Genomic DNA, 12,371 nt, shown 5'->3' on the forward strand with positions numbered 1-12,371 from the left:
CGAGACACATGAAAGGACACCCCATGTTCACGAAACTCTTCCAGAAAATGTCCCTTTGTGCCGCGGGCCTCACCGCCCTCGGCATCGGACTCGCGATCACCTTTGCCCCCCACGGCTTCTACGCGGGGTACGGTATCGTTCTCGGCACCGACCCTACGCTCCTCAGCGAATTGCGCGCTCCCGGCGCCAACCTCGCCGCCCTCGGCGCGGTGATCTTCGCCGGTGCCCTGCGCCCCGGCGCGGCACGCCTCTCGGCGATGCTGGGGACGATTGTCTTCCTTGCCTTTGCGTTCGGTCGCTTGGTCAGTGTGGCGCTCGACGGCTGGCCGGGAGAGGGCATCGTCGCCGCTCTTGCAATCGAACTCGCTATTGGCTTGCTGTGCCTCTTCGCTCTGCAGTCTCAAGGCCGACTGCCTACCCTGCCAGCCGAGAGAGCGATTTAGCAGGTTTGATGAACTCGGAACTGAGGTGAGGCATCGCGAACATGCCTTGCCTATATCTTTGATCTCCGCCGACCGTGGTCTCCCGCCGGAACGACCACGTGCCGACCTCCAAGAAGTTCGCGGCTGTTCGTATCCGGTGAATGCCACTTCGACGGTCGTTAAGCACGAGTGCGAAGCTCACATGACCGGCGGCGGTGCGCCGTCTAAGAGGGTCGGAAACCATACTGAGCTTGCTAAGTCCCGCAGTAGCTTGGAGTTTGGTTTACGCCGGTTTCCGCCATTGTCATCCGGGTCACGGATGGCTGCAAGATTCACATCTTCGATGTTGGCGACCGCCCCAGCCATGGTCCCTAACAGGCTCGCCTTGCACACGACAATTTGTCCCCCGACGCCTCTCGAATGGGCTACGTGCAATCCGCTCGCCATACCATACGGCAACGTGCTTGAAGTGCTATCGAAACGAAAAGCGCCAAGCGCGCCAGTGTGGACGGGAAGAACACTGCCTTACCTATCCATCCTATATCTATCAGGTTTTCATATTTGCGTGGTGCCCCCAGAGAGACTCGAACTCCCGACCCTCTGATTACAAATCAGATGCTCTACCAGCTGAGCTATAGGGGCACTGACACAGCAGATATGCCGAGAGGACGGTTGAGCGCAAGAGGCGGGAACGCGTTGTGTGCTGCAGCGGCTGCAATTCTGTTTACGTCGCGAGTGAAGTCCCTATAGTCGCTGCGAAAAATATGCCGGATTGTGAGAGCCGCTGCCGGCGCGCTCTGGGAGTGGGATGAGACTCGTCTATCATGTCGGATTGCACAGCACGGACGAGGACCGTGCGTTGCAGTGCCTGCTGAGAAATGCCGCGCGTTTGCAAAACGAAGGCACGATCATCAGCCCGCCGGGACAATTCCGGCCGGTTCTTCGCGAGGCAATGCTGCACCTTCGAGGCGTACCCGCAAGTCGGGAAATCCAGGCACAGATCCTGGCGTCGGTCACGAATGCGAAATCCGCCAATCGATTGGTGTTCTCAAGCGATAGCTTCCTTTGCGTACCCAAGCGCGCGATAACCGGGGGGACACTCTATCCGCTTGCCGCCGAACGTGCCCCCTGGATTCGGAATCTGTTTCCCGATGACCCGGCAGAATTCCTGTTTGCCGTTCGCAATCCAGCGACGTTGATCCCCGCACTTCAGGCAAGGTTTCATCAAGAAGAGGGTTTCGCTCAATACCTGGCGCGTATCCTCCCAGAATCGCTCTCTTGGACCGACATGGTCGTGCGCTTCCGCGATGCTGTGCCAGATTGCCCGGTGACGGTATGGTGCAACGAGGACACGCCGCTGATCTGGTACGATGTTCTGGAGGCGCTTTGCGGAAGCGAGGAGGCGCGTTCGTTCGACGGCGTGCACGATTTCTATCGCTCGATCATGACAGCCGAGGGTGTGGCACAATTGGAAACGGCCATACAGAAGATGCCCCCGGACGCTTCAGCAACACGCAAGGACACCGTGGCGACCCATCTCGCCGCTCATGCGGTACAGGAGGCAGTCGAAGTGGAATACGACCTGCCAGGCTGGACGGCGGAACGCATCGCGAGATTGAGCGAGCGCTACGAAGCGGATATCGCGGAGCTGAAAGAACTCGATGGCGTGCGCGTTCTTTCTCCTTAGCAGTTGACCGCGCACGAGTTTTCAAGGCATCGGCAAGCGTCGCCGGGAGACCATGGCCTTCGATGCATGAAGAAATCGAACATCTCTCGCGCTATGCCGCCACCCGATCTGTCACCCGGCCCAGCAAAGCCCTGACGTGGTCGGGGCCAGCGGGGCGAAGGCCTGCAGGATTTAGCGCCTTGATGGAATAGTATCCGTCAACGATATGATCGAGGTCGACGGTTTCCCGAACACCAGGCACCGCGAGCACCCGTTCAAGGTAGGCCGACAAGCGCGGGTAGTCCGCGATCTGGCGCCGGTTTGTTTTGAAGATACCGTGGTAAGCCGCGTCGAAACGGATCAGTGTGACGAAGGCGCGAATGTCGGTCTCCGTCAGCCGGTCACCAAACAGATACGCCCCGCCAAGCCGCGTTTCCAGTTCATCGAGCATGGCGAAAACACCCGACACTGCCTCGTCATATGCGCCCTGGGTGGAGGCGAAACCGGCCTTGTAGACGCCGTTGTTCAGCATCTCGTAAAGGCGCGTGTTGAGTGACTCGATCTCGCCTGCCAAGTCCTGCGGGTACAGGCGGTAGTCGGACGGCGCGATCTCCTCGAAGGCGGTATCGAGCATGCGCAAGATATCGGCGCTTTCGTTGTTGACCATCCGATCGCGTTTCGTATCCCACAATACCGGAACCGTCGCGCGGCCGGTAAAATGCGTGTCGGCTCGGGTGTAAATCTCGTGCATGTAGTCGACGCCAAAGAGCGGATCCGCGCCGGTACCGGGATATCCGCCGAACCGCCAGCCCTGGCGCGTGAGCACCGGGTTGACGACCGTGACAGGAATTATCCGGTCCAGCCCCTTCAACTTGCGCGCCATTAGCGTGCGAGAGGCCCAGGGGCATATCAGCGCGACATAGAGGTGATAGCGTCCGGCTTCGGCGGCGAACCCGCCTTCTCCGGTCGGGCCGGGACGCCCGTCAGGTGTAATCCAGTTGCGAAAGCTCGACACTTGGCGGACGAAGCGCCCATTCTCGTCGGCCTTCTGAACAGGCTTCCAATCCTCGGTCCATTTACCATCGATCAGCATCAAAATTCTCCTGTCGTTCAAGCGCCATGGAAGACGAAACTGCGCATCGAGACCGATGCAAGGTCGATCGTGTCATTCATGAAGACGAGATCGTCCCTCTCGTCGGAGGCACCGGCAATCGTCAGGGATGGCAGGTAGTGATCCACGGAGGGGTGAGCAATCTGCAGCAGCGCACCAAGGCTCTCTCGGTTCGCGAGAGCCCGCATGTCGCGCGCCGCCAGGCGCTCCGCGAAGAACGTGTCGAACTCTGCCGCCCAATCGTGCGGACGACCGCCCATCCGCATGGCGCGGAGATTGTGCACCACGTTGCCGGAGCCGAGGATCAGCACACCTCGGTCGCGCAATTCGGAAAGCGCCTTGCCGATTCCGAGATGCCAGTCGAGATCCTTCGACATGTCGATGGACAGCTGGAACACCGGAACATCGGCACCGGGATAGAGAAACTTCAGCACCGACCATGCACCATGATCGAGCCCCCAGCTTTCGTCGCCCTCGGCGTGATGACTGGCGAGCAGCGCGACCACGTCGCGAGCCAGCTCCGGGTTCCCCGGCGCGGGGTATTCTTCGCGGTAGAGCGCATCCGGGAAACCGTAGAAATCATGGATTGTCCGCGGCATGGCGGATACGTCGACCAGGGTGGTGCCCTGCGTCATCCAGTGTGCCGACACGACCAATATGGCCTGCGGGCGCGGCAGGCTGTGGCCGAGCGCGCTCCAGCTCCGGGAATAGGCCGTGTCCTCGATGGCATTCATCGGGCTGCCGTGACCCAGAAACACCAGCGGCATCCGCTCGGACGCCGCCAGATCGTCTTTCAGGTTTTCAAGCGATTTGGCGATACTCATGGCGACTCCTTCGGCGACCTGCGCCCATCCGGTTTGTTGCCATGAATATGCAGCGGCGCGTTTATCAATAAAATAGCGCCTTCATTGATTAACTGTCCACAATATGTTCGCAAACTACAAAACCGCCATCCAAAGGCTTCGTTCCCGCCGAACGACGTCAGCCGTCCATGTCATTGGGAGCGGGACTCGAGACGGTGGTAGATGTGGGTGAACGTCGCCGCGCCGAGAACCGGGACGAAGAGATTGACGATCGGGATCGAAAGCGGCGCCGCCATCAGCGTCCCGGCGAGCCAGATCCTCGGCATGTGCCTCCGACGCGCCGCAATGGCTGCATTCCGTCCGACCCGGCGCATCGCGACAAGCTGGAAGTACTCCCGGCCCAACAAGTACCCGTTGACCACCCAGAACACGAGCGGGGCAAAGGGTCCGACAACGAAATACAGGATGAGCGCCACAGCGTTCACAAAGACAATTACGCCAAGAAAGTTGATGCTGTCGATCATCGCCTCGCGCCAGTGGACGGGGTCGGCCGGAGGCAAATGCGGGTAGTGCCGTTCTTCCACTGCGGCCGCCACATCATCGAGAAAGAAGCCTGTAAAGGCAGAGGCTACCGGGACCATTAGAAACACCGACAGCAGGAGCATCAGGCCGATCGTGGCGAGGGACACCACACGACCCGCAAAATCGAGGGTAACGCCAAAGAGCGTCAGGTCGTCGGGCACAAACGCGCCCACGAGCCAGACCAGCAGAACTGTGGCCCCGGCAAGCAACAGCACGGTCAGCCCCAGCCCCAACAGCAAGACCCTCAGGAACCGCCGGTCGAACATTTGGCCGAATGCCTTGCCGAAATCCGACATCATGCTCATGCGCGGACCCATTCGGTGATTGCTTCGATGTCAGGCCGCGGACGCTCCGATGGCGCGACAGTCTCCGTTCCGATATGTATGAAACCCGCCACGAATTCCTGCGCGTTGAGACCCAGCCCGTCTTCGACGAACGGCCTGTCGAAACTGGCCCACCCGGACAGCCAGTTCGCGCCCCACCCTGCTGCCAGGGCGGCAGTCAGCAGGCCGTAGCACACCGCCCCGGTCGAGAGTACCTGCTCGATTTCCGGCACCGCGTCGTTCGGCTTGGGAGCACCAATCACCGCAACGACGAGGTCGGCATCCGAAAACTGGCGCGCCATTTTGGCGGCTCCCTCGGGCGGAACGTCCAGCGCCGCCGCACGGTCGGGCACCATCAGGGCCAACCGATCCAGGGCTGGCTTTTCGAGCACAACGAAGCGCCAGGGCTCCAGCTTCTTGTGGTCCGGCGTGCGTGCAGCCACGGTCAACAGCTCGCGCAGCGCGGCCTCGTCCGGAACCGGTGTCGTCAACGTCTTGGCCGGACGGGATCGACGTGTTTTCAAAAAGGCAAGGGCGGCGGCATTCGGATCGGGCATGATCACTCCATTGCGTCAAGTCACGCCCGTACCTATCCCCGCAAGACGAGATCCTCCAGATGCGAGATCAGACCATCAGTGATACACTCCGCTGCCGCGACTATCCGGCGACCGCGCGGAGTTATCGCGGTACGGTCGCGGACATGGGAGAACCGCCGCGCGAGCGGCGCGCTCCCCCGCCTGCCATTCGCGTGTCGTTCAGACGGGATCATCCCCGATCACGATCAACTCGACGGTTTCCATGCTACGAACGCTGAGGCCGAGACTTTCAAATTCGAACGTCGGCCCTCCGTTCCGTCCGGTGTCGTAGTTGTCGGACATGAAGGTTTCGAGCGCCGCAATGTCTGCCAGGAAGTCTGCATCTGACAATTCTCCCGACGTGCCGTAGATCTGTAGCAGATCCACGCCGGCCGACCCTTCGTAGGCATCCTGGGAACCGGTATTGTCGCCGATCACATAGACAAGCGTATCATTGAGCGCCCCGGCCTTGACGAAGTCATCTCCGGGACCGCCGGCGAGAATATCCTCTGCGCCGCGGCCGAGGATGTAATCGTCGCCGCCCAGCCCGTTGATACTGTCAGCATTTCCACCGCCTTTCAGCGTGTCGTTGCCCGGCGTCCCGAGGCGGTCGAACTCCGGAACGGATCCTTCCTCGCCTCCGCCTCCGCCGGCTTCCGATACGGTCACAATCACCTCGCCGGTGTCGCTGCCACCGTTCGAGGCGACCACGTATGTGAAACTATCCGTCCCGAAGAATTCGGCGTTCGGAGTATACGTGACCGTTCCGTCGGCATTTTCCGACACGCTTCCATTGCCGCCCTGAGCAACCGATGCAACGCTAAGTGGATCGCCGTCGGGATCATTGTCGTTGACCAGAACGTCGATGACGACTGGTTGTCCCTGCTGCGTCGATGCCGTGTCGTCGACTGCCGTCGGCGGATCTGGCTGAGCCTCGACATTGAGTGTCACGACGGCCGTTGCGGATTGGCCACCCTCGACCGCCCGGTAGACGAAGCTGTCGGCCCCGAAGAAGTCGACTTCGGGGGAATAGGTGAACCCACCGTTCGACTGAAGCGCCAGCACACCGTGCTCCGGTCCCTCGACGAGTTGTGCGGAAAGCGCCCCACCCTCCGCCGGAAGGTCGTTGTCGAGGACATTGCCGCTCAACTCCCCGTCCTCAGGTCCATCAAAAACGTCGTCCGTGGCGGTGGGCGGAGCGGGAGGAGGCTCGGTCGATCCGCCAAGCTGGATCAGTTCAACCGACTCCATGCTGCGAACGCTCAAACCGATACTGCTGAAGTTGAAAGTCGGGCCCCCGTTGACCGACGTATCGTAGTTGGAAGCCATGAATGCCTCGAGCGCGGAAATGTCCGACAGAAGCCCCGGATCCGCGAGTTCCTCAGCCGTCCCGTAGATCTGCAGGAGGTCCACACCGGCAGATCCTTCGTAGCTGTCCTGCGACCCGATGTTGTCGCCGATCACATAGATCAACGTGTCGTTCGACGCACCGGCCTTGACAAAATCGTCTCCAGAACCGCCCGCAAGCAAGTCCTCTGCCCCGCGGCCAAGGATGTAATCGTTGCCGGCCCGCCCATTGATACTGTCGGAACTCCCTCCCCCCTTCAGAGTGTCGTTGCCGGACGTTCCATTCCTGGCGAAATCCGGCAACTCACCGCTGCCAATTCCCTTGACCGAAACGGTCACCCTGCCGGTGTCGAGCCCACCCGTCGATGTGATCTCGTACGTAAAGGTATCGGTGCCCGTGAACCCGCCCGCCGGCGAATAGGTCAAGGTACCATCCGAATTGATCGAAACGCTGCCGTTGCTGCCCTGCGTGACAGACGCAATGCTCACCGGATCGCCGTCGGGATCGGAATCGTTTGCGAGCACGTCGATGACGACCGACTGCTCCTCTTGCGTTGTCGCGTTATCGTCGCCGGCTATTGGCCCGCTGCTTCCGAGTTCGCTCAGGAACACCCGCGTGATCGTGTTGTCGGTCAGGTAGGCGAAGTACATATACCCGTCCGGCCCCATCTTAAGGTGCACCGGACCGGCGCCGTCGTTCTTGGCAATGAATTCGACGTCCCGCCGATCGTTCACGTTGATCGCAAAGACCTCGCCTTGGGAGATGTCCGAGAAGAGGTAGCGGCCCTGCAAATCCTCCGGATAGCGGTCCGAATAGATGACATCATTCGCGCCAATCAGAGCCTGCACCTGGAAACCGGGGTCGACCTCCCGATGTGAAAACGCCTTGAAGGCCGGCGTAACCACGATGTCGCCCGCCTCCACGGCATCGTAGAATGCCTGGGCCTCGTCGAGATCCTTGTAATTGCGGGTCTCCAGAAGAATACCACCGTCACCGCCTTCGTAGAATGGCCAGCCGAAATTGGCTCCGGGACCGCCAGTGTTGATCTCTTCGTAAAGCCCCCAGCCCACTTCGGCGATCAATAGGCGCCCCTCGTCGTCGAAGGACATTGTGAAGGGGTTGCGCAGACCCAGTTGGTAGACCTTCGCCGCGTTCAGCGTCAGGTCTCCGCCGGCTTCGTCGACGAACGGATTGTCCGCAAGACCATCCCCGGAGATTGGATCGAGGCGCAGGATCTTACCTGCCAGCGCATGCACGCTTTGTACGCTCAGCGTCCGCACGTCCATCGCGTTGTAAGACGTTCCGTCTCCCGTTGAAACGTAAAGAGCGCCGTCAGGCCCGAACTCGACCGACCCGCCCGCATGCGAAAGCGAGTCGACCTTGATGTAGTCCTGGACGTATTCGCCCGTCTCCTGATCGACATCCGATGGAGGTGCATCGAAATCAGATGTCGAGTTTATGGCGCCATTTCCAGAAATGTCGTTCAGTGACTGTCCGGCCGCCCCGACAAGAATGACTTCCGATCCAGGAACGACGGTACGATACCCGTTGTCCGCGTCGAGCGTGTGCCGGGTCAGATAGGCAAACCGGTTCCCCTCCCCATCCGGCGCTGCATCGCCGCTCTTGCCTGCGGTGTCGGGCGGATCAACCGTGTAGTAGGTGTAGATATATGGATTGCTCTCCAGGTCCGGATGCAGCGCGATGTCCATCAACCCCCGATCACCACGCTGGTTGACCTGGTCCATGATGTCCAAGACGTCGCCAAGATCGCTCCCGTCGTCTAGGTCGAATAACCGGATCTTTCCGTTCTTTTCCGCGATGTATACGATGCTGGGGTCGAACGGTGAAAACTCGAAGGCAATCGGTTTCGTCAGGTTGCTGACGACAATCTCCTCCTCAAACGTGTAGTTCGCCTCCAGCGGTGGTGCCGTCGGTTCGTCGATCGGGTTCTCGTCATCAAGAATGTCGATCTGTACAGTCCGCGGAAACAGAAGCGAACCGCTGTCCACGACCACCAGCGCAAACGAGAAAGACTCGGTGTTCTCGGACACATCGTCGTCGAGAATCTCGATCGGCACCACGATCCGGTCGTCGCCCGCGTCCATGGTGACCGTCGAATAGATTGGCGTGAAGTCCGCGGCATCTGCTGCATCTGGGACATTGAGGAATGTTGCCTCATAGGTGATCTCGACCGACTGCGACAGATCACCAGTCCTGACTATCGGAACCAGCACGGATCCGGCGGTTTCGTTCACGCTTATCGATTGCGTTTCAAGTGCGATATTTCCAGACATTTCTCCCCCCCGATAAAAATGCCGACTCGAAACCCCGGAGTATCCGGATCGAGCCTCAGTAGACCTGATTCAGGTGCGATCCCCTCTCGCCATCATTTCCAGCGAACAGTGTGAGACACGGACCCAGAGCGAGTCAACTCATTGCCAATTGGGCATTTTCTGCCGGAGGTCGGTCCGGTTGCGAAAACCGGGTGATTGCGAGGCACCCCGTGGCCAGCGAATATGGAGATAGGATCAAGCGCTATGAACCTGGCGGCCATAGCTCCTCGAAGCTGGACGGCTGCCCGTTGGAACTGCGCCAAGCACACCCGTCATAGTGGGAACCTCAGGCGGTCTCCCGCGCGAGTTCTCCTCCGCGAGGTTGATCGGGAATGGCCCGACGAGCGCTGCGCCGGCTCGCAACTGCGGGCCGATCGCGTCGGGGATCTTCGCGCTTACCGCAATAAATCGTCCGGCCGTTTCTTCTCAGAAACGGAGCCGCGCTCGGCGACTGACATCTCCCTTCGTCGGCACCGCGGGAAAGCACCCCGCGCGGGTAGTGCAAACGGCCCCTGTTCGACCTTAACCTACCTTTCCCAATGCTCGGCATCGTGCTTCGCGGCGACACAATTGGTACTTGCCCCTCATCGGCATACATCTGCCACCTGCCATTCCGGCACAGGATTGCGCCCAAGTAACCGCGTCTCTCGCGGCCCCCAGAACGTAACAAGTCGGATTCCCGAGGTTTTCGCACCCGTGCCGGGTGAAACATCGCAACGAAACAATGGAGCGAGTGATGGCGCACCCGAGAGGATTCGAACCTCTGGCCTCTGCCTTCGGAGGGCAGCGCTCTATCCAGCTGAGCTACGGGTGCGTGCCGGAGGCGTATAGCGGCTCTCGCAGCGTCCCGCAACTGAGAATGAGGACGTCAGGCAAAGAGCTCATGGCAGAGTTCCAAAGCCTCGACCAGGGTATCGACCTCATCCACCGTGTTGTACAAACCAAAGGACGCGCGACAGGTCGCTGACAGGCCCAAATGGTCCATGAGTGGGCCGGCACAATGGTGTCCGGCGCGGACCGCGACACCCTTCTTGTCCAGAACGGTCGAGATGTCGTGCGGGTGTGCCGCTCCTTCCAACGTGAAGGAAAAAATCGCTCCCTTGCCCGCCGAGCGCCCCTGCAGGTTGAGCCAGTTGATGCCCTCCAGACGGTCCCGGGCATAGTCGCGCAGGCGGCGCTCATGAGCGGCGACATTCTCCATGCCGAGATTCATCAGATATTCCAGCGCCACGCCGAGGCCAATTTGCTGCACGATCGCCGGCGTTCCGGCTTCGAACTTCATCGGCGGCTCGGCATAGCTGACCGTGTCCTTGTGAACCTCGCGGATCATATCTCCGCCTCCGAGGAAGGGGCGCATTTCGGCCATCCGTTCCTTTCGGATATGGATCGCACCAGAACCGGAGGGGCCATACAGCTTGTGGCCTGTAATGGCATAGAAATCCGCTCCGATCGCGTCGAGGTTCACCGGCGCGTGCACCGCTGCCTGGCTGCCGTCGACCAACACCGGAACGCCTCGGGCGTGCGCGCCCGCAACGATGCCAGCCACATCTACGACGGTGCCCAACACATTGGACATATGGGTCACCGCTACCAGCTTCGTGCGGGGGCTGATGGCGTCCAGTACGGCCTGAGGATCCAGATCCCCGTTGACATCGACGTCGACCCATTTGAGTACCACGCCCTGCCGCTCGCGAAGGAAGTGCCACGGCACAATGTTTGCGTGATGCTCCATGACCGACAGCACGATCTCGTCGCCAGCCTCGAGGCATGGAACCGCCCAGCCGTAAGCCACGAGGTTGATCCCCTCGGTACTACCCGACGTCAGGACGACCTCACCCTCGTCTGCCACGCCGAGAAAACGCGCCGCGATCCCGCGCACGGCTTCGTATTTTTCGGTGGCCAGGTTCGATAGCGTGTGCAGCCCCCGGTGGACATTGGCGTATTCTTCGGCATAGCCGCGTGTAACCGCGTCGATTACGACCTGGGGCTTTTGAGCGGAGGCGCCATTGTCGAGATAGACCAGCGGTTTCCCGTTCACCTTGCGCGCCAGGATGGGGAAGTCTCGGCGCACGGCCTGAACGTCATACATCGGGGATCTCCATTTGGCCGACACCCAGAAGGCCCAGCAGGATCGACATCAGCATTATCAGCCCAATCATCGAGACGAGGATGCCAAAGAACACCACTCCCGGGCGGCTAAACCCGTGCAATTCGCACACGAACTGGGTGAGAAGATAGAAAAAGGCGATTACGCCAGCGACGCCGACAAGAGTGGAAAATGTCGGAGCGAGCAGGATCAGAACTGCCTGCACAATTTGCAGCAAGACCATGAGGAGTTGCAGCCAAGCCATCAGCGCAATCGCATCAGCGAATCTGCCCTGACCGCCAAAACTGCGCCCTATCCGGTGGATCGCCAAAACCGCAAGCGCAAGCAGCACGCCCTGAACTGCCGCGAGCCATAGTGGGCTCGTGAACACCGCCGGCAGAATAACCGTGATCTCCTCATCCGCCGGACCGAGAAGTGCCATGGGCGCGTAGCCTGCCAGAACGCTAAGCGCCACGACAAGGAGCAGCGCTTCCCACATGAGTGAGGCAGGATAATTCTGTGCGATAATCCGACCGGCAGCACCACGCGGGTTCTGGATCGTCTCCCGCACGAGTTCCGGAAAGCTGGGGAGAGATTGGCTCATCGTTTCTTCACTCATCGGACGCCGGCGTCTCGGCCTCGATCAGCGATATTGCCCAGACGGCACAAAACGCAAGAGCCACCAGCCCATCTACCACCGTGAGTTGTGCGCCCGGTCCGATCAGAGCCTCGACAATTGCGCGCAGCAGCATGATCGGCGACACCGCGAGCACCGTCCAGAACAACGCGACGCGCGCCCGTGTGAAGCTGCCCCTGCCTCCGAACATGCGCGCGGCGAGATGGCTGAGCGCGGCAAGAAGATAGAAAAGGAGCGGCCAGACAAACAGCCATATGAAGAACGTGATTCCCAGTACCGCCTCGGCGGGCGGAGCATCTTCCGCCGGCATGTCGAAGGCCAGAATGCCCGGCACCTGGCTGACAAAAACGATGAAGCATCCAAGCAACAGAAAAACCAGCGCACGCGCCTCGGGCCGGTCATCGCCCGGCAGGCTGCCCAGCAAGCGCCGCATCACGTCGCGCGGCGCCCGATAGGTTCGCAGGATCTCGGCGGTGATGGCCACC

General features: G+C 60.6%; 10 protein-coding genes and 2 tRNA genes. 2 read left to right on the forward strand and 10 right to left on the reverse strand.

What is annotated here, in order from left to right:
• Positions 1 to 23 precede the first annotated feature (23 nt).
• Complete coding sequence (locus tag ARC39_RS18635; RefSeq protein WP_068116400.1) at positions 24 to 443, forward strand: DUF4345 domain-containing protein; 420 nt, start codon at positions 24 to 26, stop codon at positions 441 to 443.
• A 545-nt stretch (positions 444 to 988) separates the two neighbouring features.
• Here the strand turns inward: ARC39_RS18635 and ARC39_RS18640 are convergent.
• A tRNA-Thr gene (locus ARC39_RS18640) sits at positions 989 to 1,064 on the reverse strand.
• A 166-nt stretch (positions 1,065 to 1,230) separates the two neighbouring features.
• Between ARC39_RS18640 and ARC39_RS18645 the strand changes: the two genes are divergently transcribed.
• Positions 1,231 to 2,109, forward strand: a complete 879-nt coding sequence (locus ARC39_RS18645; protein WP_068116402.1) for a hypothetical protein — start codon at positions 1,231 to 1,233, stop codon at positions 2,107 to 2,109.
• 91 nt (positions 2,110 to 2,200) lie between these two features.
• Here ARC39_RS18645 and ARC39_RS18650 read toward each other — a convergent pair whose 3' ends face one another.
• The 9 genes from ARC39_RS18650 to ARC39_RS18690 form a co-directional block, all read right to left on the reverse strand.
• Complete coding sequence (locus tag ARC39_RS18650; RefSeq protein WP_068116404.1) at positions 2,201 to 3,181, reverse strand: glutathione S-transferase family protein; 981 nt, start codon at positions 3,179 to 3,181, stop codon at positions 2,201 to 2,203.
• 17 nt (positions 3,182 to 3,198) lie between these two features.
• A complete protein-coding gene (ygiD, locus tag ARC39_RS18655) occupies positions 3,199 to 4,023 on the reverse strand; it encodes a 4,5-DOPA-extradiol-dioxygenase (RefSeq protein WP_068116406.1) in 825 nt (274 codons plus the stop codon).
• A gap of 170 nt (positions 4,024 to 4,193) precedes the next feature.
• Complete coding sequence (locus ARC39_RS18660; RefSeq protein WP_078059366.1) at positions 4,194 to 4,883, reverse strand: EI24 domain-containing protein; 690 nt, start codon at positions 4,881 to 4,883, stop codon at positions 4,194 to 4,196.
• A gap of 2 nt (positions 4,884 to 4,885) precedes the next feature.
• On the reverse strand, positions 4,886 to 5,464 hold the full coding sequence (locus ARC39_RS18665) for a nitroreductase family protein (RefSeq protein WP_068116408.1): 579 nt from the start codon (positions 5,462 to 5,464) through the stop codon (positions 4,886 to 4,888).
• A 198-nt stretch (positions 5,465 to 5,662) separates the two neighbouring features.
• Positions 5,663 to 9,124 (reverse strand): Ig-like domain-containing protein, encoded by a 3,462-nt coding sequence (locus tag ARC39_RS18670; protein ID WP_068116411.1) that lies wholly within the window; start codon positions 9,122 to 9,124, stop codon positions 5,663 to 5,665.
• A gap of 776 nt (positions 9,125 to 9,900) precedes the next feature.
• Positions 9,901 to 9,977, reverse strand: a tRNA-Arg gene (locus ARC39_RS18675).
• Between the two features lie 54 nt (positions 9,978 to 10,031).
• Positions 10,032 to 11,252 carry a cysteine desulfurase gene (locus ARC39_RS18680; protein WP_068116413.1) on the reverse strand — a complete coding sequence of 407 codons (1,221 nt, stop codon included), beginning with the start codon at positions 11,250 to 11,252 and terminating at the stop codon, positions 10,032 to 10,034.
• Positions 11,245 to 11,853: a Yip1 family protein gene (locus ARC39_RS18685; RefSeq protein WP_161470992.1), complete on the reverse strand. Its 609-nt coding sequence runs from the start codon at positions 11,851 to 11,853 to the stop codon at positions 11,245 to 11,247. Before ARC39_RS18685 ends, ARC39_RS18680 begins: the two co-directional genes overlap by 8 nt.
• Positions 11,854 to 11,860: 7 nt before the next feature.
• On the reverse strand, positions 11,861 to 12,370 hold the full coding sequence (locus ARC39_RS18690) for a YIP1 family protein (RefSeq protein WP_068116417.1): 510 nt from the start codon (positions 12,368 to 12,370) through the stop codon (positions 11,861 to 11,863).
• Position 12,371 lies beyond the last annotated feature (1 nt).

This window comes from Tropicimonas marinistellae, assembly GCF_001509585.1.
Lineage (GTDB): Bacteria > Pseudomonadota > Alphaproteobacteria > Rhodobacterales > Rhodobacteraceae > Tropicimonas > Tropicimonas marinistellae.